This is a genomic window from Bacillus pacificus (assembly GCF_020861345.1).
GTDB lineage: Bacteria > Bacillota > Bacilli > Bacillales > Bacillaceae_G > Bacillus_A > Bacillus_A pacificus.
On record NZ_CP086329.1, the window covers coordinates 77748 to 104424 of the forward strand.

Here is a 26677-nt window from a genome sequence, read left to right on the forward strand (position 1 = left end):
ATATGACAAAGCAGAATAAAGCATATAAATTCCGTTTGTATCCAACAGAAGACCAAGCACATCTTATGCGTAAAACCTTCGGTTGTGTACGTTTCGTGTATAACAGAATGTTAGCTGAACGGAAAGAAGCGTATGAAAAACATAAAGATGATAAGGATCAACTAAAGAAACAAAAGCTTCCCACTCCTGCGAAATACAAAGCAGAATTTGAGTGGTTAAAAGAAGTGGATTCATTAGCTTTGGCAAATGCTCAACTAAACTTGCAAACTGCCTATAAAAATTTCTTTCGTGGTCAAAATGACTTCCCAACATTCAAAAGCAAAAAAGACAGAAAGTCTTATACAACGAATGTAGTGAACGGAAATATTATGTTGCTTAACGGTCATATCAAATTGCCAAAACTGAAAATGGTACGTATCAAACAGCATAGAGAAATACCACAAGACCATATAATCAAGTCATGTACGATTTCTATGACACCTACTGGTAAATACTATGTGTCCATTTTGACTGAATACGAAAAAGAGATTCTACAAAAAGAAGTAGAATCAGTTGTTGGATTAGACTTTGCGATGGATCAATTATACGTCAGTTCTGAGGATGAGAGAGCCAATTATCCTAAGTTCTATCATGAAATGTTAGACAGATTAGCAAAGGCGCAACGAGTATTATCAAGAAGAACAAAAGGTTCTATTCGTTGGAATAAACAACGTATCCGTGTAGCTAAGTTACATGAAAAAGTAACGAATCAACGTAAGAACTTCCTTCATCATAAGTCTAAAGAGTTAGCTACTCATTTTGATGTTGTAGCTATTGAAGATCTAAATATGAAGGGAATATCGCAAGCACTTCATTTTGGAAAAAGCGTCGCTGATAATGCTTGGGGTATGTTCACTTCTTTCTTAGCTTATAAACTAAATGAACAAGGCAAACAGCTTGTGAAAATAGACAAATGGTTTCCTTCCACAAAAACATGTAGCAGTTGTGGAAATGTGAAAAATATGTCATTGTCTGAGCGAGTTTATTCTTGTATATGCGGTGTAAATATCGATAGAGATTATAACGCAGCTATCAATATCAAAAATGAAGCAATACGCCTATTGGTGTTAGCATAGATAGCAATAAAAGAACCCTTGGAACAAGGGAGTTAGCTCGGCTGTCTTAGGACGAATTCGTTAGCTATCAAAAGTAACGACTAACCGAGAAGCCACCACTTCAAACAGTCCATTAGGACGTTAAGTGGCGAGTAGTTCACAGATTGGAAGAAATAGAATTAGAAAACTCTTTGTATATTAAAATAACAAAGCAAAATATATCTAAGTGCTATGATTATTATAAGTTTAAAACAATAGTTGTGAATGAATCATATTGATTATCAATGAACTAAGCTTTTGAAATGATATTAAGAATAAGCAAAATAAAAAGACTATCAAATGATAGCCTTTTTATTTTCTTCCAAAAAGCTTAGAGAAAAAGCCGCCTTTTTGTTCAGTATTCTCTTGTCGCTGAGCATTAGCACTTTTTTGTTCTTGAATTAATCGTATAGTACTCATTAACTTTTCGTCACGTTCCTCTAATCGCTTATTGATTCTATCGAAATTATCCTGACTTTGTTTAGCCACCGCAGCGAAGAATTCCATATTTTGTTTTGTTAATTCTTCAGTCACTTTAGCTGTAACTTCCTCAGTAATCTTTTCCGTCAAAGCTTCTATAAAGTCTGGATTGACCTGTTGTGCTTTAACTAATGAAGTTTCTTTTGGTTCACCATCACCGTCAACATCTTCAGCATAAACATTGCGAATAACCGTCGGATCCATATCTAAAAGCCCAACAATTTCGTGCTTTTTCTTTGACTCAGAATAATAATGTTTAATCTTTTTTACTGTATCAATACTATCCTCATGAACATATTTAAGTTGGCGTTCTTTTTTTATGTTCAAGTACTCATCGAAATCATTCAACCATCTACGAAGAGTACTTTCAGGAATATCAAGCATGGTTGCTACTTCAGATACGCGATAATAACCATCGCTTAACTGTTCATCAATCATTTGCTCACCACCTAACTATATGATGCCTGTCCTATAATACATTATATAAAAATTCTATAGAAACTAAAAGAACCCCTTTGTAGATTACATAAAATATCATCAACTTTTATACCTGATCACTCAATCATTCACTGCTCATTTATTTAGCTGCATACCAATAGTACCTATGTTATCGAGCGGTGATTAGTCGGGTGAGCGTGATTAATACTTGATTATGAACAAAACCACCTCGAAATTCTGTGAATCGAACTATAAATTTTATATGGATTTTCATTTATTAAGATGCATCTTTTATAATCATTACGTATTCATTACAGCGTTTATTACCGCAATAAATGCGTAACAATTAAAATATTAATTACGGTAATTATTACGGGAGTATTTAAAGTATTGATTTAATAAGGTTCTTGATTATCATCCGTAGATGTATTATAGTTAGTACATACGATACTTCGGAAATATATGCCGAAGTATCTACGGCTTTTATAACGGTATTAAATTCCGTATGATTATCTTGTCTTTTTGTACATATAGATAAAATTTATTATTTATTAAAGGTGGTGTGAAATTATTGTCTAATATATCAATGAGTAGTAGTGAAATTATTGATGTACTTTGTGAGAATTTAAATGATGGGATTTGGGCTTTACGTGTGCTATACGCCGAGGGCGCAATGAACAAAGAAAAGTTATGGGATTATATCAACCAATATCATAAAGACTATCAAATTGAGAATGAAAAAGATTATGAGGGTAAAAAAATACTTCCATCGCGATATGCTTTAGATATTATGACTGCAAGACTTGAAGGAGCAGGGTTAATATCTTTCAAAGCAATAGGACGTGTTCGAATTTATGACGTAACAGATCTAGGAAATGTTTTAATTAAGGAACTGGAAAAACGAGTTGAGAAAAACAACTAAAATATATATTTGAGGAGGATATACATATGGCAGGCAATTTTTCAGAAATCGAAAGCCTAGGAAATATTAGTTTGAAATTTGGATTCTTAGGACTAGGTATGGGTGGATGTGCAATCGCAGCAGAGTGCGCAAATAAAGAAACACAAATTAAAAATAACAAATACCCATATCGTGCGATTCTTGTTAATACAAATAGTCAAGATTTTAATAAAATTGAGATTAAAAACACAGGGAACGTCCGTAAAATACAGTTAGAAGGATATGAACAGGGTGCAGCTCGTAATCCACAGGTTGGTGAAGAAGCATTTGTAAAGCATGAAACAAAGATTTTCGAAGCGGTAAAACAGGAATTTGAAGATCGTGATTTTATTTGGATTACGTGTGGTCTAGGTGGAGGAACAGGAACTGGAGCTCTATTAAAGGCTATTGAAATGCTATATGAACATGATTACAATTTTGGATTGTTACTGACTTTACCACGTGATGCTGAGGCTTTAAAAGTATTAGAAAACGCAACTTCACGCATTCGTAGTATTGCTATGAACCAAGAAGCTTTTGGCTCAATTGTATTAATAGATAACGCTAAACTATATAGAAAATTTGAAGAGGAAAATCCAAGTGCTTTAGCAAACGAATATACTAGCTATAGTAACAAATATATTGCTGATGCATTACATGAGATTAACCTAGTTACTTCATCATTTACACCGTTTTCAGATACACATTTTGATGCGAGTGAGTTTGCTCAAGTAATTAATACACCAGGCGTTTTATCATTAGCAAAACTAGAACTAAAATCAAATCAATTAGATACTGAAAACCCGCTAGGTTACTTGACTCAATTAGGGAACGCACTAGAAAAAGGTGTTTTATACGATACAGAAAGAGAAGAGCTAGAAAGTGCTAAAAAAAGCGCACTATCTATCGTTACATCGCCGCTACGAGCAGGTCGATTATATAACTTCTCTTTCCTTAACCAAATGGAAAACTTCTTAAAAGAAAGAACTCCATATGTAGATGAACGTCCTATAGCTCCATATGTTAATAAACATACAACAAAAAAAGAAGAGGATATAGTAAAATTCTATTCAGTTGTTGCAGGACTACCACTGCCAAAACGTGTAAGTGATATTATTGATGAGATTACGAGAATTAAAGAAGAACGTGAGCAAGCTAATTCTAAGAAATCCAATGCTGTTTTAAATAAACTTTTTGCATTTGATGATTCAGTACAAGAAGAAAAACCTAAAAAGAAAAAATTGAATTTTGGTGCTGAACCTGAAGTAGAAGTTGCTGATGATTCACAACCAGCAAAGAAGAAATTATCATTCTAAACAAAAGACCGACAAATATAATTTTGTCGGTCTTTTTCTATTTCAATAGCAAAAAGAAACTACAATGCACAAGTGATTAATCTATTATATTTTCTGTATGTGTAACATGTCTTTATATAATGTGATTGTTTAAATAAATTGTTAGGCCGTCCTAACGATTTTATTCCAATACTTGAACCTTAAAAAAAATGTTCGGTTAAAACATGTCTTCCGTCCGAACAAATTTAAAAGAACCGAAAGACTATATAAATCAATGTTTCTAGCGAATTTTTAGGAAGAGAAGTAATCCAAACTTCAGCGTACGAGTTTTAGTATCTAGATTAGCGCAAATTCAGCTTAAACTTTTAATAATTTACAACTAAATTTTGCTGTAATAAGATATATAGAAATGGTTGTTATTTATTGAAAATATATTCGAGTTATGGAGTTGCATATAATGAAAAGTACAACGTATAAATATACAAGCAAAGGTACACAGAAATCTTTTCGTTTAAAAGAGGCCGATATATTTGTATTTACATTTTTATATTACAAAAGGCATCTTACTACACGACAAATTACACAGCTTTATAGTGCATTTGAGGGTAGAGATTTTTCTGAGGATAGTGTGTTTACGAAACTTAATCGTTTTTCAAAATATGGTGCTATCCTGACTAAAAAAATTGATAAAAGAGATGATAGTATAACCAGACGTGCGACATTCTCCTTAAAAGATAGAATGGTTGATTACCTTCAAGAATTAGGAAGGATTCCTGCAGGATCTTCAAAACGTAGATATTCTTCTTCAATCTCACTACATACACTCTGCTCAAGAGAAATATTAGTACGCACACTTTTGGAAGTGTCGAAAAAGACCAATACGAATAAAATATTATGCGAGTTAGATATTCGCTCATATCATCAAAAACAAAAGAAAACAGAAATTGAAGATGCAGGGTTACTTCTAATTCCTGATGAACACATTTCATATAAAGACAAAAATATTTACATTGAAATGGATATGTGCAAAGAAACCAATGCTACCTTAGTTGAAAAGGTGGGGAAGTATATTGAATATGCACAAAAAAACACTAAAAATATAACTGTTGTTTTTGTTATGTATGACAAGTCGATGTTCCTTGCAGAAGATGCAGAACCTCCATACGTACGTATGAAGAATCTCTTATTTTCTATGCGAGAATATCATGAACATTTAATGAATCTACCAAACCTAAATATACACATCTGCTCTTTGAAAGAAGCTGGAGATGTTATTTCAGATATTCTTCTAGGAATAGATGATAATCAAAACTTTGAACAAGATATTCTCTTACCCTTATCTCAACGTACAGTAGGAGATGCCGATTGGCGCTATGCATTTGTTGAAACAGTTCAAACATTTAAAGAGAAAATAGATGGTGGTCTTAGACGAACTTATAAGAGAGATAAAGATGCAATGCAAGATTTCTTCTTTATTTTTGGGAATGAAAATGATTACCGAATGATTGCTAGAGTAGACGATGTTGTGTTTTCAAGAAGAGAAGGTGATGAAGGAGTGCCACTTGTTGTGATTTATCCAAAGCGCAAAAAGGCTAGAGATATACTTTTAATGGACACTTATGACAACGTATTACTGCTATCCCTCCAAAATGAAGACGTTACTATCGAAGCGGATGAACAGATCATGGCACGTACTGCAAATAACGTACATCCGAAAAGACGCAAACTTGTTGAATTATATTAATCGCTAATTTTTTATATACTTTTATACAATTTTATTGATTTTTATTATTTAAGGTGATAGAATTACGTTTGAACTAAACACAAAAACTACAATCAAATCAGAACATATGAAATCAAGGCAAGCGACACACGCTGTTTTTACAGTGGGTGTCGCTTGCCTTTTTTTATATGGAGAAAGGTGGAAAATCAAAATGGATTTACAATATGCAACTACTACTGGGGGAGTGCTCTCTGCTAGAGAAGCATTTAAAAACCCGGAACTAGTCCTTAATCATATTACAGAAGAGGGAGCAACGTTTAGTGTTTCTCTACAAGATATCCAAATTCCAGGGAAACCAAATTTCTATTGGTACGATGTCATAATTGAAACAGCAACGGATAAAAAAATCGAGGTAAATATCGCGGTACTTTCTCAAGAAGAATACAATCAACTCTGTGAAAGAGAGAGTATTGATTTATATTTAAAACAAACTGAAGATGCAGCAAAATTCTTTCTCGAAAAATCAAAGGAACTATTCCAACCAGAATTCAATAATCGATTCCAGTTTAAACATAAAGCTCAACTATATCTGTAAGAAGTAGGTGAGCCTATATGGAGACATTTAAACAACGATTACCGTTATTTACTACAATCGGTTTAATTAGCGGATTTATTCTTTCATTTGGTTTCGGTTTAGTAAACTACATCAAGTTACTCTACTATGCATTTGAACCACCGTCTTATCCTATAGAAATTACATATGTACCGCTTATTTTAATGTTCTTTTCTTTACTGTTAGGAGAATTTAGCTTTAGGTTTTACAGCCGTATTCCAGCTTTACATGTGAATAATGGGAAATTAATAATCTTGGTTGCTTCTCACTTTGCGGTTGATATTCAATTTTTATGGTTTGCAACTGCTCCGATCCATGCAAAGGTTATTCCTTATCTAACGGATAAATCAAAACATCTTAATTTTGGTGAGTATGAAGCCTTAGGTCATGTCTTAACAGGCAATTTTCACACACTCACTATGATTTTTGTATTTTTACCAACAGTATTCATGATTTTGTTTACCCTTTGGTATAGTGGGCATATAGTTCGTTACCGAGAAGAGATATTAAAGTGGGTACAAAAATACGAATATAAAAATCACAAATTACAAAAATGGTTTAATAGCCAAGAAGAACAAATATATCCTGATGTAGAAATTGGTCCGCATATTGAGCATAAAGAGATGGTTCGTATTAAGGGGAAAGATAGAACGTTAAATTGTATTATTATTGGTCCTATTGGTTCTGGTAAAACATCTAGTTTAATTATTCCCATGATTAATCAAGATTTACATTGGATGGCACGTTTTATCAATAAGTTCATAAATGTCTTTAAAAAGAAGGATTATCATACAGAAGAAGTAAAAGGAACATTTTTAAATGGTGTGACTGTTATCGAACCGAGTAATGATTTATGTCAAAAGGTTTTTAAGTTAGTGCAAGCACATAAAATACCTGAAAGTGCAGTTTACTACATTGATCCAACAAATCCTGATACCAAAAATATAAACATTCTACGAGGACCAGTAGATAAAGTAGCAGAGGTTTTTGCAATGGTTATTCAAGGTTTGTCTGAATCTAACAATGCATTCTTTGAACAAGCGCAGCGTAACCACCTCAAGCAACATATTTATTTACTAAAGCTACACAACCCACAAAAAGATGTAACCTTTGACGATTTAATTGAGATGTATGATGATGTAGAACGTGTCCATCGTATGCATAAACTATTAAAAGTACAAGTTGAAAAGTTATATGATTTTGTTCAAAGTGGGGATGCTTCACGTGACCAAAAAAACGAATATAAAATTATAAAAGGTATTGATGAATGGTTTGATAATACTATTCGTGAAAAAATGGATTTTCAAGGTGAACCAGCGGTTTATAAATCAGGAAAATACCGCGGACAACCAATGCATTATGACAGAGAAGAAGAATATGTAAAAGGTTTACGCAACATATTAAAAGATTTAGCTTCAAACGTTTTAATACGACGTGTTTTATTTGGAAAATCCGATTTTGATTTCGATGTTCATTTAGAGCAGGGTGGGATTTTGTTAGTCAATACGGCAAAAGGAGAATTAGCAGACCTTTCAAACGTATTAGGAAAATTTGTATTGTTAAGTATGCAAAATGCAGTATTCCGTAGAGATCCAAACGTCTCACCTTACCATCATATTATTGTCGATGAGTTTCCGGATTACGTTGTGCGGCCGTTTAAAGAATTCCCTGCACAATCTCGTAAATATAAAGTAATTTTAACAATCGCTAGCCAAACACTATCGCAATTAGCTCTCGACTTCACAGAGCAATACATGTTTACTTTACTAGGTTCATTCCGTAACAAAATGATATTTGGAGATGTAACACCATATGATGCAAAAATTTTCTCTGACATGTTTGGTGAGAAAGAGGAATTTAAAGAGGCAGAATCCGAACAGGGCATTTCTCCTATGCAAGAGAATCCAGTAAGTCGACTAGGATCAACCTATCAAAAAACGAAAGAAGTTGTTATGTCACCAGGAGATATCATGGCACAAGGGGCATTCATCTGTGCTGCTCGTATCGTACAAGATAATCATGTGCAACCTGTACAACAAATCACAAGTAACTTTGTACCAAAAGAGGAATTTGCCCAAGCAATTATTCAAGTAGATACAAAAACAGGTGAATATTGGGAAAATGAGCGTCTTCGCCTTATTAATGAATCTATAGAAAAAGCTAATCCTATGAAGCATGTAGATGCAGAAAACATGAAGAAAATACAACCATTACCACCTATCCGAGAAGGTGAGATTGAACAGAATAACTCCATGGAAACAAACGAGGAGCATCAACACATTGTATCATTGGAGGATTATAAGGGAAACAAGTCTCAAAATGAAACCTTACCTAATGATCCCGCAGCAATGAACCAGCAGGGGAATGTTGATGATGAAGTTGAAAATAAGTTGTATGAAGATATTAAGGAATTTATTATCGAATCACAACAAGTCTCGCCATCTCTTCTGCAAAGAAAATTCAAGATTAGCTATATGAAATCTATGCAATATATTGAGAAGTTAGAACAAAATCTAGTTGTAAGTTCTTACACAGGGGATGGTCCTCGTAAAGTATTAATTTCAAATAATAGTAGTACATCAGAAGAAACAAGTGTTATTACTACTCATTCACCTGACAATACTATTTCACCGGAAGTAGCAATTCCAATTGAAGGCGAAGAAATCGAACAAGAGGAAACTAGCTCCTTTAAGGATATTCTATACGAAGATGTTTTAAGTTTTGTGAATGAAGCGGGAAGTATCTCTATATCTGTACTACAAGACACGTTTAAAATTAGTTATACACGTGCATCGAGATTAATAGATGCCTTACAACGAAATGGTGAACTGCCTGTTATAGCAGAAGAAACACATGTAGAAAGTATAAGCTCTGAAATAAAAGAACCGGTCGTGAAAGAAGATATTAAAGAAACCATAGATATAGAATTACCTCCTATGGAAGAATGCTATGAAATAAACATGGAGGTAGCAGAACTAAACAAAGAATTATCTATTACTATGTTAGAGCAAGATTGGAATAAAGATTCCATTATTCATTCCGTGATTCCTGATGAGACCGAAACACTGTTTGAAGAATTCCCATCTGATGGACCTCCCGTTACAATAACAGAGGCAGAAGAAACACATGTAGAAATCAACACGGTTCCAGTTGAAGAAATGCTTAATCATACCGAAGAAAACAAGCTAGATGAAGATGTAGCAAAAGTTTACGAATCTATTAGTATTACGGTACAAGAAAACTTAGAAAAAAATAGAGAAGAGCATTCGAAAAATGATGAGAAGCAACCAGAACATAAACGTATGAGCTACAAAGAGCGTCAAGAGCACTTAAGATCTCAGCAAAAAAATAAGAAAAATACTACGCAGTCGCTGGTTAATAAAATTGAGAAACCTAAGCAAAAAACATCGAACGTAATGAGTAAGGAATTGAACAATTTCTTTGATTAATAGTTTGTAAACCTTAAATTAAATCTATTATTGGTATAGCCAGCATTTCGGAAAAAACCACGCTAAGCCAAAAATAAAATAAGCTGCCCATATAGGCAGCTTATTTAGTCGGGTAAGCGGGGGGCATCGCTGCCCCCAACTCCCCTCAGAACCGTACGTGACAGTTTCCCATCATACGGCTCAAGCCTTCTTTTTATCCGATTTCAGTCCCTTTAGTATAGGCAAGGTAAGTGAACTAATTTTAAGTTTAAATTAGACAATATGAGGTGTTGCGGAACAGGCATGTCTTTTACGACTACCTTTTCCCCGTTTTGTAGTGGAGTTTTGCAGATAGCGCAGCGGTAACCTTGTTTTCTAGCCAGCTTCATTCTATCCATCGTGTTTTCCGTATCAAATACCTTACGGTCTCTTTTTTCCCAGTATTCTTTCAATGTTGGGTCATCAGGACTATTTTTGAATTTCACCATGTTGTGTCTCTCAATCTTAATCCATGACATATGTAAGAGTTGGATATTTGTTTTCGGGCAGGTTGGTGTCCAAGCATTTCCACCATGATGTGGATGCCTGTAATATCTTGCATATATCCATTTCCACGACTTCTTTGGATGGAGCTGTCGAAGATGTTTGCCGATTCTCCAATAGATATAGCTATCCATTGTACCAAAGATTTTCTTAGAAACGACATGTTTCCAGTATTGCCCGTATCCTCTGATAATAGGATTAAGCACTCGGATGATTTCTCCGATGGGTTGACCCCTCATGACACGTAAAGTATCTCCAATTTTCTTCTTCGCTTTCTGTCTACTGCCCTTACTTGGTTTGATGAACAGTTTATTCCCCTGTTCAGTTTGGTACTGCCGAATCAAGAATCCTAGGAACTCAAATCCTTCCTCAATATGTGTAACCTTCGTCTTTTCAGGGCTTAATTCCAATCCCCTGTCCTTTAAGTAGGGACGAAGTCTCATATATACAGAGAGTGCTTGTTCTTTTGTCTCCGTTAAGACCACAAAATCATCTGCGTAACGGATAAGGGTAAATTTGCAAGCAGGATTCATAATATAACTATCATTAGCTTTATAGTTTTTCTTGTAAGTAATTCCCAAGGTTTCTTCCATTCCATGAAGGGCAATGTTAGCGAGAAGTGGCGAGATAATTCCTCCTTGCGGAGTACCTTCTTGCGTTTCCGCGAAAAAGCTTTGCTCCATGTATCCCATCTTGAGCCATCGCTTCAATAGTTTTCTTCCGGGGAAGTAAGAAGTTTGTTTGAGTATCCACTCATGGTTGAGATGATCAAAACAGCCCTGAAAATCTCCTTCAAATATCCATTTCTTCTTTGTGCCCCCGTTGATTCTATTGAAAATGCTTCGTATGGCATCATGGGTACTTCGCTTAGGACGAAACCCGTAAGAAATAGCTTCAAATCTGGCTTCCCACTGTGGTTCAAGGGCATTTCGCACTATATTTTGATATACCCTATCCTTTATAGTTGGGATGCCCAACGGTCGCAATTTTCCGTTTTTCTTCACAATGTATATACGTTTTGCTGGTTTTGGTCGGTGTTGTAGCGTATTTAACTTTTTGAGTTGCTCATAGAGAAGATTTCTTTCTCTGCGACTCAAGGCTGTATGTTCATCAACACCTGCTGTTCGCTTTCCTTTATTCTGCTGTGTTACTCGTCTAATTGATAACAGTAAGTTTGCTTCGCTTCTCATGAGTAAGCGTTGAAGTTTTCTTACCTTTCTTTGTTGCTGTAACTGTTCGGCACGGTAAATTCTTTGTCGTAACTTCGTCACATACATCTGAACTGCTTTCCAGTTTGTATACGAGACGTGCGCCGACGCTCGTTCTGAGGTGTTCATAACTGCACGCTCCTATTCGTCAGAAGATAACTTACAAATGTATTTCCATGTTGAAGACCTATAAGAAGTGGGCTCCCTTTCAGGCTTGTCATGGGTTTGTCCGTAAGGACGACAATATCCGCTCAGTTATACATATTTCTATGCTTTCCTGTTTCCTTTCGGCTAGCGGCTTTTGCTTTCTCTTATATCCTTTACCCTCTGCCACATCGTTTGACTTTACAGTCATCCTACTGCTTGCGCAGATGACATAGGGCTTACCAAGTTTCACATTCCACAGATACGACAGGGTTAGGTGGACTCTTTACTCCGGATAAGTTGCGGGATGCAACGCGGCAGTATTATGAGAATGCCTTTCCTCTTATCAAGACCTGGGTAGAGCTGTACATTATCCCAAGCTAACGATTACGAAGCTTACGAGCCTTCACTCTCGTTCACCGTACCTGTCTTCTCCTAGCGGTATTCCGAGTCATGTACAGACTCTCTGTTTCCACATTTCCTCATGCAACCCACGAGCCCGTTACCAAGTCCGCAGTTTCGGATGGAGATAGACTTTGCATCTAATCTAGTAGCAGAAGCTACCCTGTGGGAATGCGACTTCTTGTCGCACCATAATTATCGAAAACGGAAGTTAAAAGTATTGGTTTGAAACAAAGATATAAAGTTTCAATTCCTTTTTATTTCGCTCTTTATGTGATATATTTATAACATAAAGAGCGAAATATATCACAAAGGAGAATTTATATGAAAAATAAACTAGCTTACTTAGGATTTATTGGATTTCTAGGGTTTTTAGGTCCTCTTTCATTTTTAGGTGAAACTTCATTTACATATTACTTTTTCGCTTTCTTTTCTTTCTTTTTATATGCAAAAGTTATACCAGATGAACTTTTTATTCTACATGTTCGCATTGCTGCCACAAAAGCATTTTTCGTATCATTAGTATCAGGTGTTTTATTAATCTTAAGTATTGTTATTTTTGCAGATATACATGTAATTCGATTATTCGTTGCACTTGCAGTTGGAATACCATTAGTTACTTTTGTAATTAATTTAGAAATATTCGAACGTAGAGAAAAGAAAGGGATGCAGGATGACGTTGATTACTCGGATGAAAGAATATAGGGTAAAGTTAAATATGTCCCAAGGAGATTTAGCTAATAAGGTTGGAGTTAGAAGAGAAACAATTGGTAATCTCGAAAACGGAAAATATAACCCTTCATTAAAATTGGCTTACGATATTGCAAAAGTTTTAAAAGCACCGATTGAAGTGTTATTTTGGTTTGAAGACTAGTTTAATTCTAGTACAAGTGAATACAAGAAAAAAATGATGAATGTTCTATTCATGCTCGGTTAACATAACGTCTCATTATCGGTAACGAAGAAAAAGGTGTCCCCTTACTCTCAGAAGGGATTCGCCTTTTTCTTTTTCTATGACTCTATGCATCTTCTTATACATTCCTATTTTAGAGCGACTTTTGGCTTCCCTATAGTTCCCTATGTCTCCCTATTTTTCGCATAAAATTTTGCATACTCTTAGCGTGGTTTTTTCCGAAATACTAGCGGTCCCCCTAGTAAGGCTGCATTCTAGATTTTGATTTAACCTATAGCAAACTTATGATTTTAAAATTATTCTTGCATTTGAGTAGAAATACCATTATATTTGTATTAACAACTATATAAATAAACCATAATTTACGTGAAGGACACACCTTACGTACCATCCCAACGGTACAGGTGTGTCCTTTTTTACGTTCTAGGAGGAAAATATAATGGCAGAAGATAAGACAAACACTCAAACTGTAGAAGAACTTGGAATGGCTTTTGAAACAGAGAACGCACAAAGTGACACGATGTTTGAAACAAACTTTAATCAATTTGAGCGAGTACGTGATCATGAACTAGAGGAATTAGCCCGTATGAAACGTGAGCGTACTGTAGGAAAAGGCTTGATTACAGTCGTATCCGAAAAGCTATTCCCAACTAAAAACGGAAAGTCTGAGCGTATACAAGTACTTACAATGCAAATTGGTACTCATACAACAGCATATTGCCCCATTACAGAGGCAGGTATAAATGTTCCTAAAAATCCTCAATGGCTAGTTGGTAGAACAAAGCCTTTAATCATTGAACACTTCCAGAAAACGGAGGAAGGCAACTTTGCTGTTGTATCTATCACAGCAGGGGAATTGGCACTTCAAAAAAGATTATATGAAGAAGTGACAGCGCAAGAGGGTAACAAGGTATACACTGGAACCGTTTCAGGACATATCCCATCTGCACAAACTGTTTTAGTTGAAGTGCATGGTGTAACAATAGGTGTAAGGTACTCACACTGGTCCTATACATTCGTTCGTCCGGAGGATATTGTCATTGGTGATGTTGTAGAACTTATCATCGATAAAGTAGGGGAAAAGAATGGCCGTTATGAATTTAGAGGAAATAAAAAGAAACTAGAAACAGATCCAATTGAAAAGTTGTTAGAACTAAAGAAACGCCGTGACCGATTTGTAGGTAAAATTGTAGGGGTAGACGCTATTGCGGGTATTTTCGTAGAGGTTGCACCAGGAATTCAGTTTAAAGGACTTAAGAGCCGTAATCTTGCCAATCCAACTGTAGAAGATGCGAAAAATCAAACGATTGTTACATGTGAGCTGCTTAATATCGACGCGAAAAATAGAAAAGGTACAGTGCGTATCCTAAATTATCCGCAGGGACAAAGTAAAAAAACTAATTCGTCAATTTTCCAATTTTAATGGATGACTATGCGTACAATAGAGAAACAATTGCCCACTTATGTCCCTTCTATTCCTCATTTATCAAGTGAGGATGTACAGGGACTTCAAATATATCGGATACATGAACTGGATAAAACCTATGTATTCCATTCTTTTGACGAATTGGTTAAGTTTAAGCAGCGTTTAACAGAAGAACAGTATGCCTTACTTACTTTCATTGGGGTTCATACATCTGTTCGATTTAATCATTTATTATATTTATTTAAGGATAAATATTCGCGTAAGAAAATAAATGATGCACTTCAAGGATTACTTTACTACCGTCTGATTGAAAAATGGCAAGTGGAGAGTTTTGAAATGGAGATCTTTGAAGAAACATATACGTTATCCGACAATGGTTACAAATTTTTAAAATACTGGGAAGGAAATATGTTCTTCTTTGCCCCAGAACGAATTGATAATCACGGTAAATATGTTCACTTACGTTATTGGCACGATATAGAATTAATCTGCCATCTGCGTTATGCTCCATCATTTTTAGGACATATTATGCATCCATCTATTAGTAAAGGGGTTTTTACCCCTCCTTTAAGTTTTGCAGTGCAAGGCGGAGTAAATCATATATTTAATTTCGTTGTATACTCAACACTACTAACAGATAAAAAAGATCGTTTAAAACGAATTATTGCTCGATGGAAAGATTTCGTAGAATCAGGAAAAGATGTTATTATGCAAGATTTAGGAAACAATCCTACTGTATTAGTTATATATGTTTCTACTGAAAATCAAGCAAAACAAATTAATAAAGAACTATTACTCGACTTGCTCCCTGGTAAAGTATTGTTATGTATAGGAGAAACCTTGCATATAGAAGGATTACAACATGCATTTTACCAGCCCCTTGCAGAAGGGGAGATTAAACAATTAAATACAAAGCTATTCGCAACAAACTAAGCCACCCTTACAAGCTATTGATTCATTTTAAAGGGTGGCTTGTTTGTTATATAAAAAAGCGTGGAATATTTAAAAATAAATTAAGAAAACGAATTATCCTGTATCTCCCTCTATACAAATTACGGATTTTAAGAAATAATATTCTTTGACACCTTTATGCAGAAAAACAATATATACAAATATAAACATTCGTGTAAAGGAATATTTATGAAAGGAGTAACACATTGCTACGTATACAACGAGGGTACATGTATGATCCAGATGATAATGAGGTCATTGTGAACGAAATTTTCTACAACGCTGCATCCGAACAAAAGTTAGGAAGCAAAATGAGTGTGTTTGCTGCAGACAAACTCCCATCTTCCATTTTTAAAAAAGTTCAAGAAAACGAAAGTATGTCTTATATGGAAAGTATGGAAGTAGAAGAACAAACCATTCCAGAAATACTTTGTTATTTAAACCAAAATCAAAAGCCAGAAAAGCTCTATTTTGAAATGCAGTACATGAAGTAACAACAAGAACTGAAATAAGAGGGGATTTATAAACGTTGATACAGGGGTATAATTATATGGTAGATAAAACAACTACATATAAATTCCCTTCTTATTTTTGTTTTCTTAAAACAATTGAATATGATATAAAAATAGATTAATATATAACTATATTTATTGTTTAATTGATTCCGTTTATTCCCACACCTTTTTTGTGTTGTGGTTGAGTTGTAGAAGCAAGTTGCGTCTTGTTTCATTTATGAGAGGGCTTCTTTGAGCCGATTAGTGTATATATAGCTTATTTTGCTATGCACATTTTTAATCGACTTAAAGAAGCCCTTTTTGTGTTGTCTTTAAGTTAGGAAATATTTATATTAGACCATTTAGGCTAAACGAATAATAAGAGTGATTAAAGCACAATTTTAAAGTGCTTTTTTCTATTTTAAGGGGGAAATAGAAATGAAATTTTATAAGGTTAGTTATGGAGAAGAACTTGCTATAAAAATTATTGCAGCCAATAGTCCATATGAAGCAGTAGGATTTTATTTAATGGAAGCGCAAAGTGATTATGGTGAAGTAGAGTACGTTAATATAAAACGATTAGATTTGCATGAGCGAGTAAAGGTAGATTATGGACATATAGCAATCTATGACACCGTAGAAGAAATCTATCATCGTCAAAAGATTGTAAATTTCCCATGTGTTATAGCAAATTTACTACCATAAATTTAATAAAGTAGGTGTATATTATGAATGTTGAAAAAGAATTAAGAGAGATTTTATATTGTAAACAACTTATGAGGGATATGTTCTCTTTGTCAATTGAGAGAATCGAATATTTAGGTAAAGGGACAGTCTATATGTATTTTGCAGTAGTTTCAGAGCATGAACCGAATGTTTTCTATCGTATAGATAAAGATCTTGATACATTCAGGTTTGAAAAAGGCTCCTGGGCCTATGCTATTACACTGTAAAAAAGCTAATTTAGAGAATGTCGAATAATAAAAGCGGTAAGAAATTTCAACCAAATCCAAGGGTTTATCATATCCTACTTTTGTTAAGAATTTCTGAACTCTCCGTTTTTAAGAACATTTCATAAAAGAGACATAGTACAGTAGATATAGAATGGAATGCAACTATAGAAAATATGGGATTTATATATAGGTAAGGAACTTGTTGCAATGCTAAAAGCACAAGGAATTAGAAAATGTAAACCTGAGAGGAGCACTACAATATGATTACAGTTAACCGAGGATATATGTATGATCCAGATGATAATAAGGTCCTAATTACCGAAATTTATTATGAAGCTGCTACAGATACTAAATTAGGAAGTAAAATGGATAGCTTATCTTACTCAGCCATTCCTAATGAGATTAAAGAAAAAATAGAAGCAGCCGCTTCATTATCCTATGTGGAAAGCATTGAGATGTCTCAGCAATTAGCTGTCGTATATCAAAATGAAATTAACATGTATGGAAAACCAGAAAAATTATACTTTGAGTTAACTAGTATATAAGAGGGAAAAAAGACATTGGACGTATTTGTTCAGTGTCTTTTTTATTAATTTATAGAGGAGAATATAAAATGAATAGTGTAACTGAAATAGAAACAAGTCTTTGGACAATTTGTGTAGGGGATATTTTTAGCAATGGTCGTATGCCATACCATCTAAAAGTTGTAAAAATTGAAGTAGAAGATATGATGAAACCAGACGATGCGAAGGTATATAGTATACCTGTTCACCCTAAAAATCATAGAAGACGTATGAAAATAATGGATGTTTCAGAACATGTTTCTTATCGAGCTTGGTATTATAATGAGTTTTGGAGCAAATAATATACTATGGATGAAAGAGTGATACGGTTGTTTCACTCTTTTTTACTTGCATTAAAAATAAAGATAGTTTAATATACAGATATATTTATTATTTAATTGATTCCGTTTATTCCCACACCTTTTTTGTGTTGTGGTTGAGTTGTAGAAGCAAGTTGCGTCTTGTTTCATTTATGAAAGGGCTTCTTTGAGCCGATTAGTGTATTTATAGCTTATTTTGCTATGCACATTTTTAATCGACTTGAAGAAGCCCTTTTTGTGTTGTCTTCAAGTTTGGAGTTATTGTATAGCCAGCACTTTAGGCAATTATTTTATTAATTAGGGGGAAACATCATGAATTTAGCCATGGAAAAATCACAAGGGAAATTACAAAATGATGCTCATTTACATGACATTATTAAAGAAATTAAAGAACTAGCTAATCCTTTATGGATCAGTTCTTTATCAATGTTGCAAGCGCACAATCAAAACTTCAATACGAAAGCTACGACATTTAAGGATATTACCATTTCTGATTTAAGAGATTTGAAAGTAAGTTTAAGTCTCATTTATGCAGCAAGGAATATCAGTTGTAAAAGTATAGAGGATTTGAATAAGCGTCTATCCATTCAGTCAGGAAAAGATATTACTTCCTATGAGGATTGGCTGCTTCATGAAAACAGAGGAATTATATGTGAAATGATTGATGAACTTCGAAAGAAAGAGTGGTAACACCCAGATTCGAAATAACAAGTAATACAGGAGGATTATTATGACGAATATAATGGAAAGTTTACAAGCTGAATTTCCGTTCGAACAATTAGGTTGGAAAATTACACATACATTTGAAAGCCAAGGTCGTTTTTTTGCGTATGTAGCTCCATTTGTTGACGCACGCGCCATTCAGGACCGATTTGATGAAGTCTTTGGTATTGATAAATGGCAAGTGTCTTATGAAAAATGGGGTGAGAAGGCAACGAAATGTACCATATCAGTGTTTTTGAATGAACGTTGGATATCAAAAGAGGATGGAAGTGAAGAATCTGACTACAGTTCTGTAAAAGGTGGCTTTTCGAATAGTTTAAAAAGAGCTGCTGTACTTTGGGGCGTGGGAAGATACCTTGTGTGAACTGTTCTCGCACAAAAAGTTGTGGAAACACACTATATAAAAGCGAGGGAACTATAAAATGTTCTAACTGCATGTTTGACTATCAAGACTCGGAAGTAAGTCTTGCAAGAACATCGTAAACTCTTGAAAAGGTCTAATACTACGGATAGCAATAATAGAGAACCCTATCATTGTTATGAGCCCGTTGAAGGCGGTGAAAATCGAACCTAAATTCCTCAGGGAACATGGTAAGAAAAGTAATCGGGACGCCATAAAATAGCTATGGATAGAATGAATCATAGATTCTGGCGAATCACTGAATGTACGTGTCGATACTATCCGTTCCTTAGAAATATGGAGGAGGTAAAACCATACCTTTTCAGTTGTGGAAATGATAATAAGGTATATCAAATCTGCGGATAGGGACTATACCCTATTCATCTAATGAATCAAATTACGATTAGTTCATTAGTAACTGACGGCATAAAGGTGAGTCCTAAGGCTATATGTAAGGCTAAAACATGTGGAACAGTTGAAGTTGGTGAGAACGTCATACGATGGTTAATTATCGGTTCGTGGATATAAGGTATTACACATACAATACTGAAGTTCCTTAACACCAATGGCAGTAGGGTCATAGTACCAAAGAAGGTTATGTAATATAACTAGAGGGAAGGGCCCAAGTCTAATAATCATGCAAAGGCAAAATTATTCTAGGAATGTGTAACAGTAACCGACTAAACCTTAGAGCAAAATCTCAGCAAAAGAGGTGATGCAATTTGGTGCGAAAACTAGAAAATACTCTTGAATCAGAAACAGAATTAAAGAGAACATTAGACAAGCTGTACTCAAAAACAAAAGAGCATATGGAAAAAAAGACGAGAATCAAACACACATCTCTCCTTGAAATTGCGATGTCAAAACCTAATATTGTCACTGCGATACACTCGCTAAAAAGCAATAAAGGCTCCATGACTCCAGGGGTAGACGGAAAAACAATCCAAGACTACCTCAGACTATCCGAAGAAAAACTTATCGAGTTAATTCGTGGTAGACTCACAAATTTCAAGGCGCACCTAATAAAACGTGTGTTTATTCCAAAGGCTAATGGCGGACAACGACCTCTCGGTATTCCAACCATAGAAGACCGGATAATTCAACAAATGATGAAGCAAGTCTTAGAGCCTGTACTCGAAGCACAATTCTTCAAATACAGCTTTGGGTTTCGACCAGAAAGAACTACCTATCATGCGTTGGAAAGAGTAAAAGTCCTTGTTCATAACACTGGGTATCACTGGATCGTAGAAGGTGATATTCGTCAATTCTTCGACAAAGTAAACCATAGGATTCTTATAAAAAAACTATGGAGCATGGGAATCAAAGATAGACGAATATTGTGCCTAATAACGGAATTCCTCAAAGCTGGAATCTTCAAAAATATCATTAGAAATGACAATGGTACACCCCAAGGTGGCATATTAAGCCCCCTCTTAGCAAATGTATACTTACATTCCTTCGACAAATGGGTTGCCAAGCAATTTGAAGAATTTACAACCAGACATGAGTATTCGAAACACGATCATAAATTACGAGGTTTAAAATCTTCTAACCTTAAGCCAGGCTATCTAATCAGATATGCTGATGACTGGGTTCTAGTCACTAATAACAAATCCCATGCTTATAGATGGAAGACTGTTATCAAGAATTTTCTTCAGAAAGAACTTAAACTTGAACTATCCGAAGAGAAAACAAGAATAACCAACATCAGGCATAAGCCAATAGAATTTCTTGGCTTCAAATACAAGGTAGTCTTAAAAGGTGTAAAAGGAAAAAAGAAGAAGGATAAAAAGACAAGATATATCAGCCAAATAACTCCTTCTGATAAGAAGATTAAAAGAAAAGTAAAAGAACTCAGAGCCACACTCACTTCTCTCGGCAAAAGATTAAGCCACGATAAACTGAGTAATGCACAGCTAATCTTAGCCTATAACTCAAAGGTTAGAGGATTAATAAATTATTATTCATATGCCACCGAATCTCCCATAATGGATAGAGAAGGTTATAAGTTAAGAAAAAAGACTTTTAATCTTCTATCTAGGCGTGGTGGGGTCTTACATCCTATCAACAAGTGTATTAACCTTGCGGACAAATACCCTAAACGGACACAAAAGACTTTAGCTATTAAAACCGAAGTTGGCTACATTGGCATTATGCATTTAAACCTAACCAAGATGAACGAAAACCTATATAAACAAAAGGTTCAAAATGAAACTCCATACTCTCCTTCGGGACGTAAATTAATCGAGCGAAGAAAGGGAACAAAGGAGTTCAGTGTCAGACTAGATGAAATTACAAGCCTCTCTCTCCTTGAGAAAGTCAGGAAAAAACTTGTGAATTCACCCCGATACAATTTTGAGTACTTTATGAATAGAGGATATGCGTTCAACAGAGATAGAGGAAAATGTAGAATTACAGGAGTCCCACTTGGGAAGCACAACCTGCATGTTCATCACATTAATCCTAATCTCCCGTTAGAAGAAGTCAATAAGCTGCCAAATCTAGCCTGTGTAGATAAGGAAATTCACAAGGCAATACACAATGAAGTTGATATGAGCAGCATCTTGAATAATAAGGAAATTAATAAACTGAAACGATTCAGGAACAAAATTCATGCTATTTGATTATTAGATGGAGCGCCGTATGAGGTGAAAGTCTCACGTACGGTGTGGACCGGGGGAAAAGCCACTCTTAACAGGTAATGCTGAAGAATTGGCTTACCTATCGGTATTATAATGTAAAACCTATAAAAGTAGAACTTTCTACACGTAGCAATGGTCCAAATAGTATCTATGTTTCTTATCAAAAGAAAGGGTACCATTTCACACCACCTACTATGTTACAACAAAAACATAAACAAGGAAGTTCAAAGAAGGAACCATCGAATGGCCAAGTAAGTCTAGGAGTATTAATTCAAAACATACAAGAGCTTGCAAAACCATTAAGTATTACATCCAAGGAGATTCTACTTGCCTATAATCACAATTATAACGCACAAGCAAGAACCTTTGAGGATACGACGATTGGTGGTTTAGAAGGAATGCTAACTAGTTTACAGTTGATTCACGAAGCGAAGAATATTCGTCCTGGAAATGAGAAACAGCTTAACCGGTGGTTATCAGCTCTTATTCCTGGTGATGTTACGTCCTTTAGAGAATGGTTACTTCATGATCATACAGAAGCCATTCATCAACTTATAGAACAGTTAAAAAAACAACAAAGCGCGTAAACCTTTGTTTTATAGCAGGAAAACGAATGAACAGGATATGAGGTCTGTTCTTTTTTTATTACTTTTTGGAGGGATTTATTATGCAATTTACTATTAACCGTACATTATTTATCGAAAAATTAGAGAAAGCTAGTGCTACTGTAGACGTTAAAAACCCAATGCCTGCATTACAAGGTGTTTTATTGGATTGTAATTCAAAGGGAATGATTCTAATGGGGTCAGACGGTACAGAAACAGTAACATTAGTAACTCGCTTTAACGTAAACAGTGGGGATTGTACTGAACCGGGGAAGGTGCTTTTTGCAGCTGCTCCGGTACTTAAAACAATTAAGAAATTCAAAAGTGAATTCATCGGTCTTGAACATAAAAACAATGAGCTAAAAATCGTAGAAAGTAAGAAGAAACAATTTAGCTTTTGTACCATGGATCACGAAGAATATCCTGAAATTAAAATTGAAGCAGGGGAAGACTGGATTTCACTTTCACAAGAACAATTTGTATCAATGGCCAACGGAACATTACATGCTATTCCTGCAATGGATACACGTAAAATCCTAACAGGTGTGAACTTAAAATCAGTTGATGATAAGTTCTTTAGTATAGCAACTGATGCTCACCGTTTAGCCCGTTTACATTTTGATTGTACAAAGATCACTATCGCAAAAGATGGTGGAGTCGTGTTACCGATTAAGTCTCTTAAAACAGCTCTTAAGCTCTTTAATCGTGAAACAAATTTACAATTAAAGCTAATTAGTGATACACAGCTGTTGATCCGTGGCGAAAGTATTATTTATCAGTCTAGATTATTAGCTGGTACATATCCTGATACGGCACGTATGGTACCCGGCGAATTTAAAAGTGAAATACAACTATCACGTGAAGAATTTAAAAACACGTTGGAGCAGCTTTCAGCATTTTCTTCCTTAATCGTACTTACGTCAGAAGGAAAAGAAAGCATCCATCTTAAACCACAAAATTCTCAAGTAGGTACTGCAAGTGTAGAAATTCCATGTAATCAAGTAGAAGCATTTACATTGGCTTGTAATGTGGAATATCTGCTGCAAGCACTACAAACGATAACTTCTGAAACAATCGCGATAAAAATGATTAGTAATCAGAGACCTATCGTTGTAGTGGGAGCAGAGGATACAACTCACTCTAATCTGCAGTTAATTCTACCGGTTCGCGTGTAAGGGGGCATCCAAATGAGTATGAATCACAGTGACTTCTTTGACTTTTTACAGTCAAAAGAAGTCCTTCCTAATAATCAAGAACTTCGTCAATCCTTTGAATCGATTATAAATGGATTTATTGCAAACGAAATGCCTGATTTAGAAAACATACCATTAGAACATATAGATGAATTTGAAAAGCAATTTGAACAGCTACGTCATTATGTCACGTTTTATAGTGGTAATTCATTTCGTATAAATGGTCCAGATTGTGAATTAAAAGAAATGCTACATTTACATCTTTTCACTGAACAACTAGAAGATGTAGAAAAGCAAGGGCTAGAAGATGAGATATTTATTTAATCAAGGAAATGAGATGAAAGTATACATTCGGATACTACGCATACAAAAATTAATTCGTAAATATAACATCCCATTCTTAATCAATATCAATGATTTTCACAGGGACAAGTTGCATATCACAAGTGAACTATTATTCGAGTCGCTTGCGCGTTTTAACGAGCAAACAAGTATATTTTGTCACTTTGCCTTTGGAACTGAAGAAGACCTGTTAGATGGGACGTTATTTAGCTCAGAAGACATGTATTCGAATTTCGCTTCGGATATTAGTTCTATGGCTGCGGAAGGATGTTACTTCGATACAGCTGGTTACTATTTATGTATAGGATCGGAACATATAACACAATCTGATTTTCAATTCGTGTTACATGAATTTTCGTTTAACACCTATCAAAGTGAAGCGTATCCCAGTCATATTTTGATTGAATTTCTAGAGGATGGTTATGAACAGTACTCATTTGATGAATGGGTACTTTCTTATTATGAAATTATAATCCGTCTTGCGGCAATGATTCGAGAAAAGACGAAGGGGAACCAGGTATGAAATTATTATTTACATACAATCAGCAGAAAGTAAGAAGGTATCTACTTTCGTTAAAAATACAAAAGAATGCTCACTTACTACATGAATTACTTGCAGATAAGAAACATGAAGAAGAAATCTACATATTAGATTGTTTAGAGCACTCAAGAGAAATAGACTTCAGCAAGATTTCGGAACGAGCCATTCAACAAGTAATGGCTGCCGTTTCTTATTTAGAAGAGGACTCCAATTTCCCTATTAATTTAGATTCGAAAACTTTACTTGAAATAATCATGATTGCGGAAAAATCTTTAGATACTGATCTTTCCTGCTTCTATACATCGCAATTGTATCTTATGGAGATATTTATGCGTATGTATAGATTAGGAATTCCCGTAAAAGATTATTACCCCAATTATTTAGAACAAGATAATTTCGAAGAATACGATTGTGAGGATTCATTTAAAAGCTGGGGGGATGACTTAATTCAAGATATGAAATTACATCATGAAGAGGTAGATAGCGACGATAAAGATACTCTAATCATATATTCGAATCTATTTCATATACCCATGGATGAATTAAACCGCATTATCGAGAATGCATGGAGTCCAATTGGTGAAATGTTCTCTAATATCAAGATAGAGGATCAAAGTTTCTTTCATTCAATCCAGAATCAGTTTGATATACGTATGCTTTACCAAGCTGAAGAGGAAAAACTTTACCTTTTCTATGATGATGATACATATTTTCCAGCAATTAAACGAATTGAGATGTTACTTCGTATCTTTGAAGAGATACAGTTAACAAAAAATATAGCAAGTTAGTACAGAGGGCCTAAAAATGAAGAAATTATTTAGCTATGCATCTAATGTAGCGATGTCAAACTACTTACTATCACTTAAGTTAAACAAAACTTATAGCATTGTATGTTGGGAACAAATTAAACAAAGATATCAAGAGGAAATATATATATTAGAAAGCCTTTCTAAAGATATAGAGATAGATTTCAACAAAATCTCTCATGGGGCAATTGGTAAAATCCTAACTTGTGTGGATTTTCTAGATGAAAACCAATCACTAAGGTGGGAGGACATAGAAACAACAGATACGATTGTAATCTTCTTACTTTCCATGAACCTATTAAACATAAATCTATCTAAATTTTATTCATGTCAATTTCATTTCTTACATTACTTTAAAAGGCTGCATGCGCTTTCGATTGATGTAACACAGTATTCTCCATCGTATTTAGAGCGAGAGAATATCTATGAATTAGACCATGAAGAAGGATTTAAAGAATTGGGTACGGACATGATCGAAGATATGGGCTTAGAAGCTTTTCCAATTGATGAAGAAGAGCATGAAAAGCTCTCCACATTATTCGACATACCATTAAAGGAAATACAGGAAGCTGCAGAGGACACATGGGGTGCTATAGCTGAAACGATAGATGGCATATCACCAAAGCATAAAGAAAAAATTTCAATATTACTAGATTGTTATCCAGTAAGGTATTCTTACCAAATTAATGAGGAATCTCTTTATCTCTATTATGGCGAGGAACCATTATACGGGCCATATAAATTTGAAATGTTACTAGATTTATTGGAAGCAATCTATACGCAGGGGGAAACAACAAATGAAGACAGTAGCAATATTTGATGCTTTAGAGCCAAAAGGAATTGTAACCATACAGCAATTTAACAACGAATTATCACGTGGAGAAACTGCCGTTACTTTTAAGGACTTTTATTTAGCTTTAAAAGAAGTTATGGAGCAGGGTACACAAGATAATACTCATTACTCTAGTGGCGTACTCCCAAAAGGTTGTATAAAACACGAGGTGTTATCTAAGAGTGGAGATAAACAAGCTGTTTGGATTGAAGTACCAAAGGCTCAGTGGGATATTCATTTTTTTGAACGACCGTTTCAACAAGTAGGCTTTCCACGTCTATTATTTCGTTATACGGTGTACCAAAAACGAGTTACGAATATCTCTGTCTTTGCTGTAAAAGAAGATATGGAGTTAGAAGAAGGAATGAAATTATATCAATTTCCATATTCTAATGTTCATCCTAGTGGATCTGTATGTACGGGTAGAGTTGTGATACCTGAATTCCGGACTTTAAAAGATTTAGAAACATTTCATGTTTTATTCTTTGCAAGTTCATTCAACCATGACCTTACACATACTCACACGGAACCAGTAGGAGAGTTATTTAAACGATTTGAAAACCAAAGTTTTGATGATTCTATTCTAATAGAATCAGAAATTACTTTTTAATAAATAGCGGGATTAT

Annotated in this window: 26 protein-coding genes and 1 pseudogene; 25 read left to right on the forward strand and 2 right to left on the reverse strand. The window is 34.7% G+C overall.

Annotated elements, in window-relative coordinates:
* Window positions 1–2: 2 nt before the first annotated feature.
* On the forward strand, window positions 3–1115 hold the full coding sequence (locus LMD38_RS27430; RefSeq protein WP_000166221.1) for an RNA-guided endonuclease TnpB family protein: 1113 nt from the start codon (window positions 3–5) through the stop codon (window positions 1113–1115).
* Window positions 1116–1445: 330 nt separating this feature from the next.
* Here LMD38_RS27430 and LMD38_RS27435 read toward each other — a convergent pair whose 3' ends face one another.
* Window positions 1446–2051 carry a MerR family transcriptional regulator gene (locus LMD38_RS27435; RefSeq protein WP_000564668.1) on the reverse strand — a complete coding sequence of 202 codons (606 nt, stop codon included), beginning with the start codon at window positions 2049–2051 and terminating at the stop codon, window positions 1446–1448.
* A 586-nt stretch (window positions 2052–2637) separates the two neighbouring features.
* Between LMD38_RS27435 and LMD38_RS27440 the strand changes: the two genes are divergently transcribed.
* From LMD38_RS27440 to LMD38_RS27460, 5 genes are all read left to right on the forward strand, one after another.
* Window positions 2638–2973, forward strand: coding sequence for a hypothetical protein (locus LMD38_RS27440; RefSeq protein ID WP_000098927.1), 336 nt, complete (start codon window positions 2638–2640; stop codon window positions 2971–2973).
* 26 nt (window positions 2974–2999) lie between these two features.
* Complete coding sequence (gene repX, locus LMD38_RS27445) at window positions 3000–4307, forward strand: plasmid replication protein RepX (RefSeq protein ID WP_000918300.1); 1308 nt, start codon at window positions 3000–3002, stop codon at window positions 4305–4307.
* A 436-nt stretch (window positions 4308–4743) separates the two neighbouring features.
* Window positions 4744–6030 (forward strand): replication-relaxation family protein, encoded by a 1287-nt coding sequence (locus LMD38_RS27450; protein ID WP_000843502.1) that lies wholly within the window; start codon window positions 4744–4746, stop codon window positions 6028–6030.
* Between the two features lie 106 nt (window positions 6031–6136).
* A complete protein-coding gene (locus LMD38_RS27455; protein ID WP_076867960.1) occupies window positions 6137–6604 on the forward strand; it encodes a hypothetical protein in 468 nt (155 codons plus the stop codon).
* Window positions 6605–6621: 17 nt separating this feature from the next.
* Window positions 6622–10071, forward strand: coding sequence for a DNA translocase FtsK (locus tag LMD38_RS27460; protein ID WP_228920445.1), 3450 nt, complete (start codon window positions 6622–6624; stop codon window positions 10069–10071).
* Window positions 10072–10283: 212 nt separating this feature from the next.
* On the opposite strand, the gene ltrA (LMD38_RS27465) is transcribed toward LMD38_RS27460, so the two are convergent.
* Complete coding sequence (ltrA, locus tag LMD38_RS27465) at window positions 10284–11930, reverse strand: group II intron reverse transcriptase/maturase (RefSeq protein ID WP_001097732.1); 1647 nt, start codon at window positions 11928–11930, stop codon at window positions 10284–10286.
* Between the two features lie 741 nt (window positions 11931–12671).
* Between ltrA (LMD38_RS27465) and LMD38_RS27470 the strand changes: the two genes are divergently transcribed.
* From LMD38_RS27470 to LMD38_RS27560, 19 genes and pseudogenes are all read left to right on the forward strand, one after another.
* Window positions 12672–13052 (forward strand): DUF3796 domain-containing protein, encoded by a 381-nt coding sequence (locus LMD38_RS27470; RefSeq protein ID WP_000791543.1) that lies wholly within the window; start codon window positions 12672–12674, stop codon window positions 13050–13052.
* Complete coding sequence (locus LMD38_RS27475; protein ID WP_000172689.1) at window positions 13021–13221, forward strand: helix-turn-helix transcriptional regulator; 201 nt, start codon at window positions 13021–13023, stop codon at window positions 13219–13221. Before LMD38_RS27470 ends, LMD38_RS27475 begins: the two co-directional genes overlap by 32 nt.
* A 478-nt stretch (window positions 13222–13699) precedes the next feature.
* Complete coding sequence (locus tag LMD38_RS27480) at window positions 13700–14683, forward strand: hypothetical protein (RefSeq protein ID WP_000796701.1); 984 nt, start codon at window positions 13700–13702, stop codon at window positions 14681–14683.
* A 9-nt stretch (window positions 14684–14692) separates the two neighbouring features.
* On the forward strand, window positions 14693–15619 hold the full coding sequence (locus LMD38_RS27485; protein WP_228920447.1) for a hypothetical protein: 927 nt from the start codon (window positions 14693–14695) through the stop codon (window positions 15617–15619).
* Window positions 15620–15867: 248 nt separating this feature from the next.
* Window positions 15868–16131: a hypothetical protein gene (locus tag LMD38_RS27490; RefSeq protein ID WP_228920450.1), complete on the forward strand. Its 264-nt coding sequence runs from the start codon at window positions 15868–15870 to the stop codon at window positions 16129–16131.
* A gap of 438 nt (window positions 16132–16569) precedes the next feature.
* Window positions 16570–16836, forward strand: a complete 267-nt coding sequence (locus LMD38_RS27495) for a hypothetical protein (RefSeq protein ID WP_228920448.1) — start codon at window positions 16570–16572, stop codon at window positions 16834–16836.
* A gap of 23 nt (window positions 16837–16859) precedes the next feature.
* Window positions 16860–17084 carry a hypothetical protein gene (locus tag LMD38_RS27500; RefSeq protein WP_046647679.1) on the forward strand — a complete coding sequence of 75 codons (225 nt, stop codon included), beginning with the start codon at window positions 16860–16862 and terminating at the stop codon, window positions 17082–17084.
* Between the two features lie 260 nt (window positions 17085–17344).
* On the forward strand, window positions 17345–17629 hold the full coding sequence (locus LMD38_RS27505; RefSeq protein ID WP_046647677.1) for a hypothetical protein: 285 nt from the start codon (window positions 17345–17347) through the stop codon (window positions 17627–17629).
* A gap of 68 nt (window positions 17630–17697) precedes the next feature.
* Window positions 17698–17949 (forward strand): hypothetical protein, encoded by a 252-nt coding sequence (locus LMD38_RS27510; RefSeq protein WP_046647675.1) that lies wholly within the window; start codon window positions 17698–17700, stop codon window positions 17947–17949.
* 330 nt (window positions 17950–18279) lie between these two features.
* Entirely contained in the window at window positions 18280–18657 is a 378-nt protein-coding gene (locus LMD38_RS27515) for a hypothetical protein (RefSeq protein WP_046647673.1), read from the forward strand.
* Window positions 18658–18697: 40 nt separating this feature from the next.
* Window positions 18698–19048: pseudogene (locus LMD38_RS27520) on the forward strand (Rad52/Rad22 family DNA repair protein); the annotation flags it as partial.
* 767 nt (window positions 19049–19815) lie between these two features.
* The gene (ltrA, locus tag LMD38_RS27525; RefSeq protein ID WP_002019929.1) at window positions 19816–21714 is read left to right on the forward strand and encodes a group II intron reverse transcriptase/maturase; all 1899 of its coding nucleotides are present in this window, start codon (window positions 19816–19818) and stop codon (window positions 21712–21714) included.
* Window positions 21715–21791: 77 nt separating this feature from the next.
* Window positions 21792–22319 carry a hypothetical protein gene (locus tag LMD38_RS27530; protein ID WP_046647670.1) on the forward strand — a complete coding sequence of 176 codons (528 nt, stop codon included), beginning with the start codon at window positions 21792–21794 and terminating at the stop codon, window positions 22317–22319.
* 80 nt (window positions 22320–22399) lie between these two features.
* Entirely contained in the window at window positions 22400–23512 is a 1113-nt protein-coding gene (gene dnaN, locus LMD38_RS27535) for a DNA polymerase III subunit beta (RefSeq protein WP_046647669.1), read from the forward strand.
* 12 nt (window positions 23513–23524) lie between these two features.
* Window positions 23525–23854, forward strand: a complete 330-nt coding sequence (locus tag LMD38_RS27540) for a hypothetical protein (RefSeq protein ID WP_000062338.1) — start codon at window positions 23525–23527, stop codon at window positions 23852–23854.
* Window positions 23838–24395, forward strand: a complete 558-nt coding sequence (locus LMD38_RS27545; protein WP_001269724.1) for a hypothetical protein — start codon at window positions 23838–23840, stop codon at window positions 24393–24395. Before LMD38_RS27540 ends, LMD38_RS27545 begins: the two co-directional genes overlap by 17 nt.
* The gene (locus tag LMD38_RS27550) at window positions 24392–25201 is read left to right on the forward strand and encodes a hypothetical protein (RefSeq protein ID WP_046647668.1); all 810 of its coding nucleotides are present in this window, start codon (window positions 24392–24394) and stop codon (window positions 25199–25201) included. Before LMD38_RS27545 ends, LMD38_RS27550 begins: the two co-directional genes overlap by 4 nt.
* Before the next feature lie 16 nt (window positions 25202–25217).
* Window positions 25218–26039: a hypothetical protein gene (locus LMD38_RS27555; RefSeq protein WP_046647667.1), complete on the forward strand. Its 822-nt coding sequence runs from the start codon at window positions 25218–25220 to the stop codon at window positions 26037–26039.
* Window positions 26017–26661, forward strand: coding sequence for a hypothetical protein (locus LMD38_RS27560; RefSeq protein ID WP_046647665.1), 645 nt, complete (start codon window positions 26017–26019; stop codon window positions 26659–26661). Before LMD38_RS27555 ends, LMD38_RS27560 begins: the two co-directional genes overlap by 23 nt.
* Window positions 26662–26677: the final 16 nt, after the last annotated feature.